This is a genomic window from Exiguobacterium sp. LL15 (assembly GCF_024436095.1).
GTDB lineage: Bacteria > Bacillota > Bacilli > Exiguobacteriales > Exiguobacteriaceae > Exiguobacterium_A > Exiguobacterium_A indicum.
This window is the reverse complement of record NZ_JANFNX010000005.1, coordinates 26,231-44,233: the sequence shown is the minus strand read 5'-3', so window position 1 is coordinate 44,233 and position 18,003 is coordinate 26,231. Positions and strand designations below refer to the sequence as shown.

The 18,003-nt window shown below is 48.8% G+C and carries 19 protein-coding genes and 2 other annotated features (1 of these 21 running past the window's edge); all 19 genes read left to right on the top strand.

The window, feature by feature from the left end; translation table 11 throughout:
* Window positions 1-43 (top strand) — a binding site (T-box leader) (it extends 176 nt beyond the left edge of the window).
* A 9-nt stretch (window positions 44-52) separates the two neighbouring features.
* Window positions 53-772, top strand: a complete 720-nt coding sequence (epsC, locus tag NOM72_RS15710) for a serine O-acetyltransferase EpsC (RefSeq protein ID WP_255343794.1) — start codon at window positions 53-55, stop codon at window positions 770-772.
* Window positions 726-2,123 carry a cysteine--tRNA ligase gene (cysS, locus tag NOM72_RS15705; RefSeq protein WP_055966755.1) on the top strand — a complete coding sequence of 466 codons (1,398 nt, stop codon included), beginning with the start codon at window positions 726-728 and terminating at the stop codon, window positions 2,121-2,123. Before epsC ends, cysS begins: the two co-directional genes overlap by 47 nt.
* Window positions 2,120-2,524, top strand: coding sequence for a Mini-ribonuclease 3 (locus tag NOM72_RS15700; RefSeq protein ID WP_023466600.1), 405 nt, complete (start codon window positions 2,120-2,122; stop codon window positions 2,522-2,524). Before cysS ends, NOM72_RS15700 begins: the two co-directional genes overlap by 4 nt.
* Window positions 2,525-2,609: 85 nt before the next feature.
* Complete coding sequence (gene rlmB / locus NOM72_RS15695; protein ID WP_035399377.1) at window positions 2,610-3,374, top strand: 23S rRNA (guanosine(2251)-2'-O)-methyltransferase RlmB; 765 nt, start codon at window positions 2,610-2,612, stop codon at window positions 3,372-3,374.
* Window positions 3,371-3,901 (top strand): NYN domain-containing protein, encoded by a 531-nt coding sequence (locus tag NOM72_RS15690; protein ID WP_035399363.1) that lies wholly within the window; start codon window positions 3,371-3,373, stop codon window positions 3,899-3,901. The genes rlmB and NOM72_RS15690 overlap by 4 nt, the downstream gene beginning before the upstream one ends.
* A gap of 187 nt (window positions 3,902-4,088) precedes the next feature.
* On the top strand, window positions 4,089-4,730 hold the full coding sequence (sigH, locus tag NOM72_RS15685; RefSeq protein ID WP_023469884.1) for an RNA polymerase sporulation sigma factor SigH: 642 nt from the start codon (window positions 4,089-4,091) through the stop codon (window positions 4,728-4,730).
* 156 nt (window positions 4,731-4,886) lie between these two features.
* The gene (gene rpmG, locus NOM72_RS15680; protein WP_023466603.1) at window positions 4,887-5,033 is read left to right on the top strand and encodes a 50S ribosomal protein L33; all 147 of its coding nucleotides are present in this window, start codon (window positions 4,887-4,889) and stop codon (window positions 5,031-5,033) included.
* A 44-nt stretch (window positions 5,034-5,077) separates the two neighbouring features.
* Window positions 5,078-5,248, top strand: a complete 171-nt coding sequence (gene secE, locus NOM72_RS15675; RefSeq protein WP_023466605.1) for a preprotein translocase subunit SecE — start codon at window positions 5,078-5,080, stop codon at window positions 5,246-5,248.
* 19 nt (window positions 5,249-5,267) lie between these two features.
* Window positions 5,268-5,819, top strand: a complete 552-nt coding sequence (nusG, locus tag NOM72_RS15670; RefSeq protein ID WP_023466607.1) for a transcription termination/antitermination protein NusG — start codon at window positions 5,268-5,270, stop codon at window positions 5,817-5,819.
* 149 nt (window positions 5,820-5,968) lie between these two features.
* The gene (rplK, locus tag NOM72_RS15665; RefSeq protein WP_023466609.1) at window positions 5,969-6,394 is read left to right on the top strand and encodes a 50S ribosomal protein L11; all 426 of its coding nucleotides are present in this window, start codon (window positions 5,969-5,971) and stop codon (window positions 6,392-6,394) included.
* Between the two features lie 117 nt (window positions 6,395-6,511).
* A complete protein-coding gene (gene rplA, locus NOM72_RS15660) occupies window positions 6,512-7,198 on the top strand; it encodes a 50S ribosomal protein L1 (RefSeq protein ID WP_023466610.1) in 687 nt (228 codons plus the stop codon).
* 55 nt (window positions 7,199-7,253) lie between these two features.
* Window positions 7,254-7,405: a sequence feature (ribosomal protein L10 leader region), on the top strand.
* A gap of 50 nt (window positions 7,406-7,455) precedes the next feature.
* Window positions 7,456-7,962: a 50S ribosomal protein L10 gene (rplJ, locus tag NOM72_RS15655; RefSeq protein WP_023466611.1), complete on the top strand. Its 507-nt coding sequence runs from the start codon at window positions 7,456-7,458 to the stop codon at window positions 7,960-7,962.
* Window positions 7,963-8,038: 76 nt separating this feature from the next.
* Window positions 8,039-8,407 (top strand): 50S ribosomal protein L7/L12, encoded by a 369-nt coding sequence (gene rplL, locus NOM72_RS15650; protein WP_023466613.1) that lies wholly within the window; start codon window positions 8,039-8,041, stop codon window positions 8,405-8,407.
* 82 nt (window positions 8,408-8,489) lie between these two features.
* Complete coding sequence (locus NOM72_RS15645; protein WP_255999449.1) at window positions 8,490-9,086, top strand: class I SAM-dependent methyltransferase; 597 nt, start codon at window positions 8,490-8,492, stop codon at window positions 9,084-9,086.
* A gap of 231 nt (window positions 9,087-9,317) precedes the next feature.
* Window positions 9,318-12,875, top strand: a complete 3,558-nt coding sequence (gene rpoB / locus NOM72_RS15640; protein ID WP_035399374.1) for a DNA-directed RNA polymerase subunit beta — start codon at window positions 9,318-9,320, stop codon at window positions 12,873-12,875.
* Window positions 12,876-12,895: 20 nt separating this feature from the next.
* On the top strand, window positions 12,896-16,495 hold the full coding sequence (gene rpoC, locus NOM72_RS15635) for a DNA-directed RNA polymerase subunit beta' (protein ID WP_023466618.1): 3,600 nt from the start codon (window positions 12,896-12,898) through the stop codon (window positions 16,493-16,495).
* A gap of 80 nt (window positions 16,496-16,575) precedes the next feature.
* Complete coding sequence (locus tag NOM72_RS15630) at window positions 16,576-16,827, top strand: ribosomal L7Ae/L30e/S12e/Gadd45 family protein (protein WP_023466620.1); 252 nt, start codon at window positions 16,576-16,578, stop codon at window positions 16,825-16,827.
* A 125-nt stretch (window positions 16,828-16,952) separates the two neighbouring features.
* Window positions 16,953-17,372 (top strand): 30S ribosomal protein S12, encoded by a 420-nt coding sequence (rpsL, locus tag NOM72_RS15625; protein WP_023466621.1) that lies wholly within the window; start codon window positions 16,953-16,955, stop codon window positions 17,370-17,372.
* 49 nt (window positions 17,373-17,421) lie between these two features.
* Complete coding sequence (gene rpsG / locus NOM72_RS15620; protein ID WP_023466623.1) at window positions 17,422-17,892, top strand: 30S ribosomal protein S7; 471 nt, start codon at window positions 17,422-17,424, stop codon at window positions 17,890-17,892.
* Window positions 17,893-18,003: the final 111 nt, after the last annotated feature.

Below are 18,003 nucleotides of genomic sequence, written 5' to 3'. Positions count from 1 at the left end.
TCGTCCAAACAGAGTGGGACCGCGCTTCGTTAGCGTCTCTGTGCAGCAATGCATAGAGGCGCTTTTTCTTATGGAGAGGAGAACGTATATGACACGGATACGAGAAGATATCCGCAATGTGTTTGAGCAAGATCCAGCTGCCCGCAGCACGTTAGAAGTCATTTTGACATACCCGGGCTTACATGCGATTTGGATGCATCGCCTGGCCCATCGACTCTGGAACGCAAAGTTTCGCTTACTCGGTCGATTAATTTCGCAGTTCAGTCGCTTTTTGACAGGCATCGAGATTCATCCAGGAGCGACGATCGGACGCCGATTCTTTATTGACCACGGGATGGGTGTCGTCATTGGTGAGACGACGATCATTGGGGATGACGTCACGTTGTTTCAAGGCGTGACACTCGGCGGAACGGGGAAAGAAACAGGAAAGCGTCATCCGACGATTGAAGACGGCGTACTTGTTTCAGCGGGTGCCCGTGTCCTTGGTGATATCACGATTGGGGCATACTCAAAAATCGGTGCTAGTTCCGTCGTCTTAAAACACGTTCCTCCCAATGCGACTGTCGTCGGCATTCCGGGACGTGTCGTCATTCAAGACGGCATGAAGGTCGAAGCACCACTTGATCATCGTTTCCCGGATCCGGTCAGCGAATGCCAAGAGCGGATTGAAATGGAACTAGAAGTATTAAAACAAGAAATTGAACGGATTAAAGGAGGGCGACGTCATGATTCAACTGTACAACAGCATGACCGGAAAAAAGGAACCATTTAAACCATTAGAAGAAGGAAAGGTCAAGATGTATGTCTGTGGCCCGACGGTTTACAACTACATTCATATCGGGAACGCGCGTCCAGCCATCGTTTTCGATACGGTCCGTCGCTACTTCACATACCGCGGATACGAAGTTAAATATGTCTCGAACTTCACGGACGTCGATGATAAGATCATCCGGACAGCGAACGAACTCGGAGAAGACTATCATGCGTTGACGAAACGTTTCATCGAGGCGTATCACGCGGATACGGGCGCCTTGAATGTCCAAAAAGCGGATATCCATCCACTCGTCACGGAAACGATGGACGATATCATCGCCTTCATCGAAGTCCTCGTCGAAAAAGGCAATGCCTACGCATCAAGCGGGGATGTCTACTTCCGGACGCGTAGTTTCAAGGATTATGGTCAATTGAGCCAACAGTCGATCGATGAATTGCGCGCAGGCGCACGAATCGAAGTCGGAGAGAAAAAAGAAGATCCGCTTGATTTCGTGCTCTGGAAAGCAGCAAAACCAGGAGAGCCGGCATGGACAAGTCCATGGGGCGAAGGGCGACCAGGCTGGCACATCGAGTGCTCGGCGATGGCGAAGAAATATCTCGGGGAGACGATCGACATTCATGCTGGTGGACAAGACTTGAAATTCCCGCATCATGAGAATGAGATCGCCCAGTCTGAAGCATGCAACTCACAGAAATTCGCGAACTACTGGATGCATAACGGGTTCTTGAACATCGAAAACGAGAAGATGTCGAAGTCGCTCGGTAACTTCTTGACGGTCCATGAAGCGATCCAAGCGGTTGATCCGATGGTGTTACGTTTCTTCATGTTATCGGTTCAGTATCGTCACCCGATCAACTACAGTCGTGAACTGATCGATCAAGCAGCGAATGGTCTCGCACGGATTCGGGAATCGGTCGCAAACATCGAACACCGCCTTGACATGACGGCTGATCTCGGAACAGGTGACGAGAAGTGGTTGAATCGTCTAGCGGCGATCAAGGAACATTTCATCACATCGATGGATGATGATTTTAATACAGCGAACGCTGTGACGGATTTATTCGATCTCTCGAAAGAAGCCAACTTGTACCTTGGAGAAGCACATGTGTCGAAACAGGTGCTCGAACAGTTCCTCGCACTCTTCTCGGAATTATCAGATGTCCTCGGTGTCACGTTGACAGTCGACAAAGGCTTACTCGATGAAGAAGTCGAACAGTTGATCGAAGAGCGGAACACAGCCCGTCAAAATCGTGACTTCGCACGAGCGGACGCAATCCGCGATCAGCTGCGTGATCAAGGCATCTTGCTGGAAGACACAGCGCAAGGGATGCGGTGGAAGCGCGGATGAAGAACTACAAACAACTGAATGCACTCGCGTTAGCGTACATGGGCGATGTCGTCTATGAGATTCGTGTGCGGGAGCGATTGCTCGAACAAGGTTATGTGAAGCCGGGCGAGTTGCATAAAGCAGCTGTCCGGTACGTTCGGGCTCAAGCACAAGCGACGGTCGTGACGCACTGGTTGAACACGGATGCGCTGACGGAAGAAGAAGCAGCGGTCGTTCGGCGCGGAAAGAACGCGAAATCCGGTTCTGTCCCGAAGAGCACGGACGTCCACACGTATCGCTACGCGACAGCATTTGAAGCATTGCTCGGTTATATTTATCTTTCAGAAGGAGGGGATCGCCTTGAAGAACTCATCGGACAAGCGTTCGAACTACTCGAAGCCGAAAAAACAGACGAATCCTAAGGCTACCGGTGCGAAGCCGAAAACGAAGGCACAGCGCCCAGTACAAGAGAAACGAAAAGCCGCTCCAGTCAAGGAACAGCCCGTCGTGATCGAACCGCTTGAAGAAGGACAAGATTTCTTGTCAGGTCGTAATCCGGTCCTAGAGGCATTGCGGAGTGGACGAGAGATGAACAAGCTGTTCTTGCAGGAAGGACAACAAAAAGGACCGCTTGCCGTCATCCATGCGATGGCGCAGGAAGCGGGCATTCAAATCCAGCTCGTCCCGCGTTCGCGGTTAACCGGTTTAGCTGGAACGGAAAATCACCAAGGTGTCGTCGCAGCGGTTGCTGCGTATGAGTACGCCGAGATGGAAGACATCTTCGAGCTTGCACGTCAAAAGGATGAAACACCACTCTTGATCATGCTTGATGAGCTCGAAGATCCACATAACCTCGGATCAATCTTGCGGACAGCAGATGCTGTCGGAGCACACGGAATCATCATTCCGAAGCGTCGCTCAGTCGGGTTGACGCAAGTCGTTGCGAAAGCATCAACAGGCGCGATTGAACATATCCCGGTCGTTCGCGTGACGAACCTCGCTCGGACGATGGAGGATCTAAAGAAACAAGGCATCTGGTTCGTGGGAACGGATGCACGTGAAAGTGACGACTACCGGACACTCGATGGGACGATGCCGCTCGGAATCGTCATTGGAAGTGAAGGAAAAGGAATGAGCCGGCTCGTCCGTGAGAAATGTGACTTCCTCGTCCACCTCCCGATGGCAGGACATGTCACGTCGCTCAACGCATCGGTGGCGGCTTCGCTATTATTATATGAAGTCTACCGGACTAGAAAGCCGTATGCGCGATGAAATATGATCGTCTCATCGTAGATGGCTACAATATCATTGGCGCATGGCCAGAATTTAGGACGTTGCGGGAGCAAGACTTTGAATTAGCACGGGAACGGTTGATTCATGCGATGGCGGAGTACCAAGCCGTCACAGGGATCAGCGTTACGATCGTCTTTGATGCCTATCTGCAACCGGGTCGTGAGTCTCGGATGCAAAAAAGTGGAATCGAGATCGTCTATACACGGGAGAACGAAACGGCAGATGAATGGATTGAAAAGACAGCTGCTGATTGGTTACAGGATATTCGGGTCAAGCTAACAGTAGCGACGAATGATTACACGGAGCAGTGGGTCATCTTCACGCTTGGCGCACTCCGTATATCGGCGCAGGAACTCCGGCGTGAATGGAAAGCGGCAGTTGCCGTCATCAAACAACAGACGACGTCCGCGAAGACAGCGGCTCAACCGCGCTCGAAGATTGATTTACCGGAAGACGTCCTCGCACGTCTCGAAGCGATTCGTCGCCGAAAGAATTCAGATACATGATATGAACCATTCGCATGAGCGATCCACCGTTCTCCTTTATTCGGAAGAACGGTGGTTTTTTATAGAAAAGATACATTTTGGATACAACAAAAGAGGTCATGCCAATTTTCATTGTCGTGCGACAGGTAATTATTGTATAATTAAAAACAATTGAACTATTCGTCAATGATGCTTGGAGGGATACAGGATGAGTTTGGTTTCGTTCGACCAGTTTGAGTGCATGACCGATGAAGCGCTTGTAGAACAAGCGAAAGAGTTCGATAACAGCGATGCGCTCGAATTTTTGATCGAGCGGTATCGAAATTTCGTACGCGCCAAAGCCCGTTCTTATTTTTTGATTGGGGCAGACCGAGAAGATATCATTCAAGAAGGAATGATTGGTCTCTATAAAGCGGTACGAGATTACCGAACGGATAAGCTCGCCTCGTTTAAAGGATTTGCCGAATTATGCATCACGCGACAGATGATCACTGCGATTAAGACAGCAACACGTCAGAAACATATCCCATTAAACTCGTACATCTCGCTCGATAAACCGATCTATGACGATGAATCAGAGCGGACGTTACTGGATATCATCACGTCGACAGCACCTTCTGATCCACAAATCTTGATCGTCAACCGGGAAGAATACGCAGACATCGAATCAAAGATGGAGGAGATTCTGAGTGATCTCGAACGAAAAGTCCTCGCGCTCTATCTTGACGGACGGACGTATCAGGAAATCTCCGACGACCTCGATCGTCATGTCAAATCGATCGATAATGCCTTGCAACGCGTCAAGCGGAAGCTTGAACGTTACCTCGAAGCACGAAAGATGACGGTCTAACAGAGAGGTAGATTGACCGTAATCCCTTCCTATGCTACTGTATAACTAGCGCCTTACTAGCGAGACGCCGCTCATAGGCGTTTTTTTTTACGCTCTTTTTTGGGAAGGAAAGTAACACAACAGAAGAGAAGAGTGGCAAAGAAGGAGGGCTTTGAGATGGCGAAGAAAGTAGGCCTTGCTTGTGATAATTGCGGTGCCCGCGACTATACGACGATGAAAAAAGAGGACGTTACTGTCCGCTTGGAATTGAAGAAATTCTGCCGTCGTTGTAACGCGCATACGATTCATAAAGAAGCGAAATAAGGCTTCATCTGTCCCGATTTATTACATCCTGGAGGGAAAGTACGATGAAATTTTTGCGTGACGTATGGAATGAATTGAAAAAGACGAGCTGGCCAAAACGGAAAGAGCTGACGAAATACACATTGACGGTCATCGGTATGGTGATCTTCATGGGTGTCTTCATCTTCGGCGTCGATTCAGGGCTTAGCGCATTGATGAGCTGGTTGATTAAGTAAAAAGAAGAGGTGGCCTACCATGGAGAAACAATGGTTTGTCGTCCAAACGTATTCCGGATTCGAAAACAACGTCAAGGCGAACCTTGAACGTCGGATTGAATCCATGAACATGGACGAAAAAATCTTCCGTGTACTCGTTCCGATTGAAACAGTACAAGAAGAAGTAACGAACAAAAAGGGAGAAACGAAAATCAAGGAACGTGAAGTCAAGATCTTCCCGGGGTATGTCCTCGTAGAGATGGTCATGACGGATGATTCTTGGTATGTCGTCCGGAATACTCCGAACGTCACGGGCTTCCTCGGATCAGTCGGCGGCGGTTCAAAACCGACACCACTCCTTCCGGAAGAAGCAGAAAACATCCTTGGATCAATGGGTCTCGTCGATCTGAAGAGCCGTTACGACTTCTCACTCGGACAAATCGTCCGAATCAAAGAAGGAGCTTTCGAAAATCTCGAAGGTACGATCGAGGAGCTTGATACAGACGCTGAGAAAATGAAAGTCTCTGTTGATATGTTCGGTCGCGAAACGAAGGTCGAGCTTGATTTCGCACAGGTCGATAAAATCGATTAAGTTTCCTATTGCGAATGTTTTGTTTTAATGATACAATTTTTCGTGTTTGATGTTGTGCTTATTTCGATAAATAACTCGTCGAATAGAATGAGTGGGAGGACGCGCAACGTCCAATTAAACCACATTAAAGAATTAAGGAGGTGTGTCTCGTGGCGAAGAAGGTTATGAAACTCGTAAAACTTCAAATTCCTGCGGGCAAAGCAAACCCAGCTCCACCAGTTGGACCGGCACTCGGTCAAGCAGGTGTGAACATCATGGGCTTCTGTAAAGAGTTCAACGCTCGTACACAAGACCAAGCCGGCTTGATTATCCCTGTAGTCATCACGGTTTTTGAAGATCGTTCATTCACATTCATCACTAAAACTCCTCCAGCAGCAGTTCTCTTGAAGAAAGCAGCTGGAATCGAGAGTGGTTCAGGTGAACCGAACCGTAAGAAAGTAGCGACTGTCAAACGTGACAAAGTTCGTGAAATCGCTGAAACAAAAATGCCAGACCTTAACGCATCATCTGTTGAAACAGCAATGTTGATGGTTGAAGGTACTGCACGTTCTATGGGTATCGTAATCGAAGACTAATGTCTTTTTGATTACCATGAACAACGATGAGGGTCGCAGGCGGATAGTTTCTTGAAGCCTGCTACCCTTTCATTATGTGGGAGGATTTTCCGCACAACCACAAAGGAGGAACCTAAAATGGGTAAGAAGTACAAAGAAGCTGCTAAGCTTATCGATCGTACGGTTTCATACGAACTCGCAGAAGCTGTAGATTTGACTAAAAAATCTGCAACTGCGAAATTCGATGAGACTATCGAATTGGCTGTTCGTCTCGGAGTAGATCCGAAGAAAGCAGACCAACAAATCCGTGGAGCAGTCGTATTGCCACACGGTACTGGTAAAACACAAAAAGTTCTCGTCTTCGCGAAAGGTGAGAAATTAAAAGAAGCGGAAGCTGCTGGAGCAGATTACGCTGGTGATGCTGAGTACATCAACAAAATCCAACAAGGATGGTTCGACTTCGACGTTATCGTCGCGACACCAGACATGATGGGTGAAGTTGGTAAACTTGGTCGCGTTCTCGGACCAAAAGGCCTCATGCCAAACCCGAAAACAGGTACAGTTACATTTGACGTCACAAAAGCAATCAACGATATCAAAGCTGGTAAAGTTGAGTACCGTGTCGACAAATCAGGTAACATCCACGTTCCTGTCGGTAAAAAATCATTCGATAACGAGAAACTCGTTGAGAACATCAACACAGTTATCGAAACTCTCGTAAAAGTTAAGCCTGCTACTGCTAAAGGTGTATACCTTAAGAACATCGCGATCGCTTCTACAATGGGTCCTGGTGTAAAAGTATCTTCAGCTGACTTCGCGAAATAATTTCGTCTAAAACGAACTTGACAACGTTCTAAGAACGCTGTTACAGTATAAAACGTTGATATATTTCGACATACCGTAGACAGAAGGTGCTCACATGGGCATAAATCCTTCCGAGGTGTTCTTGCTCAGAGAGCCTGTTTGTTCAGGTATCCTTTTTGACGATTACGCCTCCTCTGCTCTGCAGACGGAGGCTTTTTATTTGAAATCGAGCAGCCCCTCGCACCGGTACATTTCATCTACCAGGAGGTGCAACAGAAATGGCAAACGAAAAAGTTATCGCTGTCAAAGCGGATCTCGTATCTGAGATCGCTGAGAAACTCCAAGCGAGCGCAGGAACAGTTGTCGTCGACTACCGTGGTCTCACAGTAGAAGAAGTCACTGAACTTCGTAAACAACTCCGCGAAGCGGGCGTTGAATTCAAAGTTTACAAAAACGGTCTCCTCCGCCGCGCGGCAGTTCAAAGCAACCTCGAAGGTCTTGATGAAGTCTTCACAGGTCCTAGTGCGATCGCCTTCAGCAATGAAGACGTTATCGCGCCAGCTAAGATCTTGAACGACTTCGCTAAAACGCACAAGGCTCTCGAACTTAAAGGTGGTATCATCGAAGGCAAAGTCACTTCAGTAGAAGATGTCAAAGCCCTTGCGGAACTTCCATCACGCGAAGGTCTCCTTTCGATGCTCCTCAGCGTGCTTCAAGCGCCAATCCGTGGACTCGCGGTGGCAACGAACGCAATCGCAGAGCAAAAAGAAGAACAATCTGCTTAATTTCTGCTTAGCGGGATAGGCAACCAACACAATTTTCACACCCCAACGTGGGCTAAATCAAAGGAGGAAAACCATAATGGCTTTCAACAAAGAGCAATTTATCGAAGACCTCAAGGGCATGACTGTTCTTGAACTTAACGAACTCGTAAAAACAATCGAAGAAGAATTCGGCGTATCAGCAGCAGCTCCAGTAGCAGTTGCAGGTGCTGGCGCAGGCGCAGCAGCTGAAGAGCAAACTGAATTCGACGTTATCCTTACTAACGCTGGATCTGGTAAAATCAACGTCATCAAAGCAGTTCGCGAATTGACTGGTCTCGGTCTTAAAGAAGCGAAAGCTCTCGTAGACGGAACTCCAGCACCAGTTAAAGAAGGCGTTTCGAAAGAAGACGCTGAAGCAATGAAAGCTAAGCTTGAAGAAGCTGGCGCTACTGTAGAAGTTAAGTAATTTTCTTCTTCCGTAGAAACAAAAGAAGCTCGCATTGCGAGCTTCTTTTGTTTTCATCTTTTACATGAGAGGGGAAGGAAACATGGCGGATCATTATTATACGAATGACCCTTCATCGAAACGAGATCCGAAGACGTGGGAATATGTTCTGCGCGGTCAGACGCTCCGCTTTACATCGGACCATGGTGTCTTTTCGAAGAACGGAATCGATTTTGGTTCCCGTCTGTTGATCGAGGCATTCACGGAACCGACTGTAGCGGGAGACATCTTGGATGTCGGTTGCGGATACGGACCGATGGGCATCGCGCTTTCGAAGTCGACGGGTCGTCCGGCACACTTGATCGATGTCAATGAACGGGCGCTCGAACTAGCGGCAGACAATGCGCGCGCGAACGGTGTTTCCGTGACGACCGGTGTGAGTGACGGGTATGATGGGGTAGGCGAATCGACATTCGCAGCGATCGTGACGAATCCACCGATTCGGGCGGGAAAAACGGTCGTTCATCGTATTCTCCGGGAAGCGTATGATCACCTTGTCGTCGGCGGCGAGCTTTGGGTCGTCATTCAAAAGAAACAAGGTGGACCATCAGCGAAGAAATTGATGGAAGACGTATTCGGTATGTGTGAGACAGTTACCCGCGATAAAGGGTACTCAATATTTAAATCAATTCGGTCTTGACAAATCGAAGGATTTGTCGTTGACCGCATGTTGTGTCTATGATAGTATTATAAAATGCCATTGGAGTGATTTTTGGATAAGATGTTTGAAAGCAGCTGGCGTTCTCGACTACAGATGATTGAGTAGACAAGACGTCGCTTTTTTGCGCTTATCAATCAAAAAATGGCTTCAATGTTCGATATTACACCCGTCCTTCTCTATAAGAAGAAGTGGGTCTGAGAGGTGAATCAGTTGACTGGTCAACTTGTTCAGTACGGTCGTCACCGTCAGAGAAGAAGCTATGCACGTATCAGCGAAGTATTGGAACTTCCAAACTTAATCGAGATTCAAACGAATTCGTATGAGTGGTTCCTGCGGGAAGGTCTTCGTGAGATGTTTCATGACATTTCGCCGATTTCCGATTTCACAGGGAATCTCGTATTAGAATTCATCGACTACTCGCTCGGAGAGCCGAAGTATTCGATCGATGAATCGAAAGAGCGCGACGTGACCTATTCGGCACCACTACGCGTTAAAGTCCGTCTTCAAAATAAAGAGACGGGTGAATTGAAAGAACAAGAAGTCTTCATGGGTGACTTCCCGCTTATGACGGAGTCGGGAACATTCATCATCAATGGAGCAGAGCGCGTAATCGTTTCGCAGCTTGTTCGTTCGCCAAGTGTTTATTACAACAATAAGTTAGATAAGAACGGTAAGCGTGGATTCTCCGCGACAGTCATCCCAAACCGTGGTGCATGGCTCGAGCTCGAGACAGACGCGAAAGACATCGTTTATGTTCGCATTGATCGCACGCGTAAGATTCCAGTAACGGTTCTTTTACGTGCTCTTGGTTTCGGTACGGATCAGGAAATCATCGATCTTCTCGGTGATGATGAGTACCTCCGGAATTCACTTGAAAAAGATAATACGGAATCAACGGAAAAAGCCCTCATCGAGATTTATGAGCGTCTACGTCCGGGAGAGCCGCCGACAGTCGAAAACGCAAAAGCGTTGCTCGTGTCGCGCTTCTTTGACCCGAAACGTTATGATTTGGCAAACGTTGGTCGTTATAAAATCAATAAAAAGCTTCATCTTAAGAACCGTCTCTTCGGTCAAAAACTTGCGGAAACGCTTGTTGATCCTGAGACAGGTGAAGTCATCGCGGAAGCAGGAACGGTCCTTGATCGTCGTATGCTCGATAAAGTCCTTCCATTCCTTGAAGGATCCGTTGGTTACATCGAAGCGACGCCTACAGGCGGCGTGACGCAGGGTGAGGCTTTCAACTTACAGTCAATCAAGGTGTTCGCACCGGACGATGCTGAAGGTGAACGCATCATCAATATCATCGGTAACGGTAACATCGATCGTGACATCAAGCACATCACGCCTGCTGACATGATTGCTGCCATCAACTACTTCTTCAACTTGTTGCATGAAGTCGGTACGACAGACGATATCGACCACCTTGGTAACCGTCGTCTTCGTTCAGTCGGTGAGCTGCTCCAGAACCAATTCCGGATCGGTCTCTCACGGATGGAACGTGTCGTTAAGGAACGGATGTCGATTCAGGATCAGAATGCGATCACGCCACAGGCATTGATCAACATTCGTCCAGTTATCGCATCGATTAAAGAGTTCTTCGGTAGCTCGCAGTTGTCTCAGTTCATGGATCAAACGAACCCGCTTGCGGAATTGACGCACAAACGTCGTCTTTCAGCACTCGGACCTGGTGGTTTGACACGTGAGCGCGCTGGTTTCGAAGTTCGTGACGTACACTACTCGCACTATTCCCGTATGTGTCCGATCGAAACGCCAGAGGGACCAAACATCGGTTTGATCAACTCGTTGTCTTCGTACGCGAAGGTCAATGAGTACGGCTTCATCGAAGCGCCATATCGTCGTGTCGATCCAGAAACGGGCGTCGTCACGGATGAAATCCACTACATGACTGCTGACGAAGAGGATCTCTACGTCGTCGCACAGGCAAACATGTTGTTGACGGAAGAGAAGACGTTCCAAGATTCACACGTCCTTTCACGTTTCCGTGGACAAAACTTGTCTGTCGAACCAGCACGTGTCGATTACATGGACGTTTCGCCGAAGCAGGTTGTATCTGCCGCAACGGCTTGTATCCCGTTCCTTGAGAACGATGACTCGAACCGTGCCCTCATGGGAGCGAACATGCAACGTCAGGCCGTTCCACTTCTGAACCCGGAATCTCCGATTGTCGGTACAGGAATGGAGTACGTGTCTGCGAAAGACTCAGGAGCCGCTGTCGTTGCGAAGCACGCAGGGATCGCTGAGCGTGTCACGGCGCGTGAAATCCTTGTCCGTCGTACGACGGAAGTCGATGGCAACATCGTTGAAGGTGAACTCGACCGTTACAAGATTCAAAAATTCATCCGTTCTAACCAAGGAACGTGTTATAACCAAAAACCAATCATCAAAGCAGGCGACCCAGTCGATAAAGGCGAGATCCTTGCAGATGGTCCATCGATGGACGGTGGGGAACTTGCGCTTGGTCGCAACGTACTCGTCGGTTTCATGACATGGGATGGTTACAACTATGAGGATGCTGTCATCATGAGTGAGCGTCTTGTCAAAGACGACGTCTACACATCGATCCACATCGAAGAATACGAATGTGAGTCGCGTGATACGAAACTCGGACCGGAAGAAATCACACGTGATATTCCGAACGTCGGTGATGATGCCTTGAAAAACCTCGACGATCGCGGAATCATCCGTGTCGGTGCGGAAGTCAAGGACGGCGATATCCTCGTCGGTAAAGTTACGCCGAAGGGTGTAACGGAATTGACAGCGGAAGAACGTCTTCTTCATGCAATCTTTGGTGAAAAAGCACGTGAAGTCCGTGATACATCTCTCCGTGTACCACACGGTGGTGATGGAATCATCCTCGACGTCAAAATCTTCGACCGCGATAATGGGGACGAGCTCTCACCTGGTGTCAACCAGTTGATCCGTGCTTACATCGTTCAGAAGCGTAAGATTCACGAGGGTGACAAAATGGCGGGTCGTCACGGTAACAAAGGTGTTATCTCGCGTATCCTTCCAGAAGAAGACATGCCGTACATGCCAGACGGTACGCCAATTGACATCATGTTGAACCCACTTGGGGTTCCATCACGGATGAACATCGGGCAGTTGCTCGAGCTTCACCTCGGGATGGCAGCACGTCAACTCGGCATCAAAGTCGCATCACCGGTATTCGATGGTGCGCGTGAGGAAGATGTTTGGGCAACGATTGAAGAAGCAGGTATGGATCGCGACGCGAAGACTGTCCTTTATGATGGTCGTTCGGGTGAAGCGTTCGATAACCGCATCTCTGTAGGTGTCATGTATATGATTAAACTTGCTCACATGGTCGATGATAAACTTCACGCACGTTCGACAGGACCATACTCACTCGTTACACAACAACCGCTCGGTGGTAAAGCCCAGTTCGGTGGTCAGCGTTTCGGTGAGATGGAAGTATGGGCACTTGAAGCATACGGCGCAGCCTACACGCTCCAAGAGATCCTTACAATCAAGTCGGATGACACGATCGGTCGTGTTAAAGCGTACGAAGCAATCGTTAAAGGTGAGAATGTACCACAACCGGGCGTACCGGAATCGTTCCGAGTCCTCATTAAAGAGCTTCAATCCCTCGGTATGGACGTCAAGATGATGTCTGCTGATGATGAAGAGATCGAAATGCGCGACGAAGACGAGGACAATATCCCGAACGCGACTCCAGCACTCGAAGAAGTTCAAGCGCCTGTCGCACCAGTTGTTACTGAAGAGGAATAAGCGAAAGGGAGGTCCACCCCTTGGTAGATGTTAATAGATTTGAATATATGCAAATCGGCCTCGCTTCCCCCGAAAAGATCCGTTCATGGTCTTTCGGGGAAGTGAAAAAGCCGGAGACGATCAACTATCGTACACTCAAACCGGAGAAAGACGGTTTGTTCTGTGAACGTATCTTTGGTCCAACAAAAGACTGGGAATGTTACTGTGGTAAATACAAACGGATCCGCTATAAAGGAATCATTTGTGACCGCTGTGGCGTTGAAGTCACGAAGTCGAAAGTCCGTCGTGAGCGCATGGGTCACATCGAGCTCGCAGCACCGGTTTCGCACATCTGGTACTTCAAAGGAATTCCTAGCCGTATGGGACTCGTCCTCGACATGTCACCGCGTGCGTTAGAAGAGATCATCTACTTCGCGTCGTACGTCGTCACAGATCCAGGCGAATCGACACTTGAGAAGAAACAACTCCTTTCAGAGAAAGAATACCGTGCATATCGTGAGAAGTTCGGTCGTTCGTTCACTGCTGAAATGGGTGCGGAAGCAGTTCGTAAATTGCTCCGTGACGTAGAACTCGATAAAGAAGTCGCTGCATTACGTGAAGAGCTTCGTATGATTCAAGGACAACGTCGTACGCGTGCGATCAAACGTCTTGAAGTCCTCGATGCGTTCCGTAACTCAGGCAACAATCCAGAATGGATGGTGCTTGAAGTACTTCCAGTCATCCCACCGGAACTTCGTCCGATGGTTCAACTCGATGGCGGACGTTTCGCGACGTCTGACTTGAACGACTTGTACCGCCGCGTCATCAACCGTAACAACCGTCTCAAGCGTCTTCTTGACCTTGGCGCTCCGAACATCATCGTTCAGAATGAAAAACGGATGCTTCAAGAAGCAGTTGATGCTTTGATCGATAACGGTCGTCGCGGTCGTCCAGTCACTGGACCAGGTAACCGTCCACTTAAATCACTTTCACACATGTTGAAAGGGAAACAAGGACGTTTCCGTCAAAACTTGCTCGGTAAACGTGTCGACTACTCTGGTCGTTCGGTTATCGTCGTTGGTCCAAACCTGAAGATGTATCAATGTGGTCTTCCAAAAGAAATGGCCCTTGAACTCTTCAAACCGTTCGTCATGAAAGAACTCGTCTCTCGTGGCATCGCACCGAACATCAAGAGTGCGAAACGGAAAATCGAGCGCGTTCAACCTGAAATCTGGGATGTCCTCGAAGAAGTCATCCGTGAGCATCCGGTTCTCTTAAACCGTGCACCGACACTTCACCGTCTCGGTATCCAGGCGTTCGAACCAACGCTCGTCGAAGGACGCGCGATTCGCCTTCACCCACTCGTATGTACGGCATACAACGCCGATTTCGATGGTGACCAAATGGCGGTTCACGTACCACTTTCGGCAGAAGCACAAGCAGAGGCACGTCTTCTCATGCTCGCTGCACAAAACATCTTGAACCCGAAAGACGGTAAACCTGTTGTTACACCATCGCAGGATATGGTCCTCGGTAACTACTACCTCACGCTCGAGCGCGAAAACGCGATCGGCGAAGGTAAAATCTTCTCGACAGTGAACGAAGCGCTCATCGCTTACCAAAACGGTTATGCGCACTTCCATACACGTGTTGCGATTCCAGCCGGCGTTCTCAAGAACCCGACATTCACGGAAGAGCAAAACGAGAAATTATTGATTACAACAGTCGGTAAGTTGATCTTCAACGAGATCCTCCCAACGACGTTCCCTTACTTGAACGAACCAACGATGACGAACCTTCAAGAAGCGACGCCAGACAAGTACTTCCTTGAAAAAGGAACAGATGTCGCGGCAGAACTGAAGAACCGTCCGATCATCGACCCGTTCAAAAAAGGATTCCTTGGAAATGTCATCGCGGAAGTCTTCAAACGGTTTGAGACGACAGAAACAAGCCGCATGCTCGACCGCATGAAAAACCTCGGATTCAAACACTCGACTCGTGCCGGTATCACGGTAGGGATCGCGGACATCATCGTTCTTCCGGATAAACAAGAGATTCTTGTTGAAGCGCAGGACAATGTCGACCGCGTCATGAAATCGTACCGTCGTGGTCTCATCACAGAAGACGAGCGCTATGAGCGCGTCGTTAAATCGTGGAATGATGCGAAGGATGAAATTCAGTCTCGTCTGATGAAATCCCTCAACCGTCTCAACCCGATCTTCATGATGAGTGACTCCGGTGCCCGTGGTAACGCGTCGAACTTCACGCAGCTCGCTGGTATGCGTGGACTCATGGCCGCTCCAAGTGGACGGATCATCGAGCTCCCGATCAAATCATCGTTCCGTGAGGGTCTAACGGTACAGGAATACTTCATCTCAACACACGGTGCACGTAAAGGTCTTGCCGATACAGCCTTGAAAACGGCTGACTCAGGTTACCTGACTCGTCGTCTCGTTGACGTTGCTCAAGACGTCATCATCCGTGAAGATGATTGTGGAACGGATCGTGGTATCCGCGTCACAGCACTCCGTGAAGGAACGGAAGAGATTGAAAGCCTCTACGACCGCCTCGTCGGCCGTACTGCATTCGAAAACGTCGTTCACCCTGAAACAGGAGAAGTCCTCGTTTCAACGAACGAACTCATCGATGAAGACCTCGCGCGTGCCATCACGGACGCTGGTGTCGACAACGTTGAGATCCGTACTGCCTTCACATGTAACACAAGCCATGGTGTCTGTAAGAAATGTTACGGACGTAACTTGGCTACAGGCAACGACGTCGAAGTCGGCGAAGCTGTCGGTATCATCGCGGCACAATCAATCGGTGAGCCAGGAACGCAGCTTACAATGCGTACCTTCCACACAGGTGGGGTTGCCGGGGACGATATCACACAAGGTCTTCCGCGTATCCAAGAGTTGTTCGAAGCGCGTAACCCGAAAGGTCAAGCGGTCATCTCGGAAATCGATGGTCAAGTCATCGACTTCACGGAATCGCGTGACAAACGTGAATTGACGGTCCAAGGACTCAGCGAAACACGCACATACACGATCCCATTCGGTTCGCGTCTACGTGTTCAGCTCGGGGACGAGGTCAAAGCTGGTCAAGTCTTCACGGAAGGTTCGATCGATCCGAAAGAACTCTTGAACGTTAAAGGTGTATCCGGCGTTCAGAACTACTTGCTCCAAGAAGTTCAAAAAGTATACCGGATGCAAGGGGTTGAGATCGGTGACAAACACGTCGAGGTCATGGTTCGCCAAATGATCCGTCGCGTACGTGTCATCGAGTCTGGTGAGACTTCACTCTTACCAGGTTCGCTCGTCGATATCAGCACGTTCAAGGAAGCTTGTAAAGAAGCGCTCCGTAACGGGAAAGCTCTCGCTTCGGCGAAACCAGTTCTTCTCGGTATCACGAAAGCGTCACTTGAAACAGATTCATTCCTATCGGCTGCGTCGTTCCAAGAAACGACTCGTGTCCTTACGGATGCAGCGATTAAAGGGAAGAGCGACTACCTTCGCGGCTTGAAAGAGAACGTCATCATCGGTAAGTTGGTTCCAGCTGGTACTGGGATGTCACGTTACCGTCAGATCGATCTCGAAGTAGCTGGCGAAGCACCTGTAGAAGCCGATTCTCCGGTAGAATAAAACGCCTTGACACGCCGGTATGGCGGTGCTACTATGATATAGTGTTGCCAACCGGCTGTGTTATTTTGGAGGATATCTTCATGTCTTACAAAAAAGTAGTCGGCGCAGATTTGAAGTTTGTCGGTCAAAAGCAAACGCTCAAAGCATTGCGATCTGGCAAGGCGTCGGAAGTGATCATTGCGGATGACGCAGATGAACACGTAAAACAAGCATTGCTCGATGCGGCGAAACAAGCTAACGTTCCAGTCGTGAATGTTCCTTCTAAGCAAGAGCTTGGAAAAGCTTGTGGAATCGATGTCGCAGCAACAGCTGTTGCCATTAAGAAAGTTTGATAATGCGTTTTGTGTGGCGATGGAATGCCTGAGCCACGCAAAACGTTTCATTATGACTTTCGATGAACCACCCGGCTCGGTGGTTTTGAAATTTGTCATGAATTCAGGAAGGGAGGATCTCAAAGATGCCTACTATCAACCAATTAGTCCGTAAAGGACGTCAATCAAAAGTTGTGAAATCAGATTCGCCAGCGCTGAACAAAGGGTACAACAGCTTCATTAAAGCTCGTACTGACATCAGCTCACCACAAAAACGTGGTGTTTGTACTCGTGTAGGTACAATGACTCCGAAGAAACCGAACTCGGCTCTTCGTAAATACGCACGTGTACGTTTGACGAACACAATGGAAGTAACAGCTTACATCCCAGGTATCGGCCACAACCTTCAAGAGCACAGTGTTGTTCTTATCCGCGGCGGCCGTGTAAAAGACTTACCAGGGGTACGTTACCACATCGTTCGTGGTGCGCTTGATACAGCTGGTGTTGACGGCCGTATGCAAGGTCGTTCGAAATACGGTACTAAACGTCCTAAAGTTAAAAAATAATCTAGATATCTTAAGATATCACCTCACTATATGAAAGGAGGGACTCGGAATGCCACGTAAAGGTCAAGCAGAACGTCGTGATGTAATGGCTGATCCGATCTACAACTCTAAACTCGTTACCCGCCTTATCAACCGTCTTATGTTAGATGGTAAAAAAGGTACTGCTCAACAAATCTTATACAAAGCTTTCGAAACTATCGCTGAACGTTCAGGTCGCGATGCAATGGAAGTCTTTGAAGAAGCGATGAACAACATCATGCCAGTTCTTGAAGTTAAAGCACGCCGTGTAGGTGGAGCTAACTATCAAGTTCCTGTCGAAGTTCGCCCAGAGCGTCGTACGACACTCGCACTTCGTTACCTCGTGAACTACTCACGTCTCCGTAACGAAAAAACTATGGATGCGCGCCTTGCTAACGAAATCATGGACGCTGCAAACAACACTGGTGCTTCTGTTAAGAAGCGCGAAGATATGCACAAAATGGCGGAAGCGAACAAAGCGTTTGCTCACTACCGCTGGTAATTCCGAAAATCACCACCTCATGCATGCCATTTTTTATGGAATTATGAGGTGGCTTTCGGGTATAGTCATGACGTGTGGCAACACACGACCACTAAACTAAAATGCGAAAGG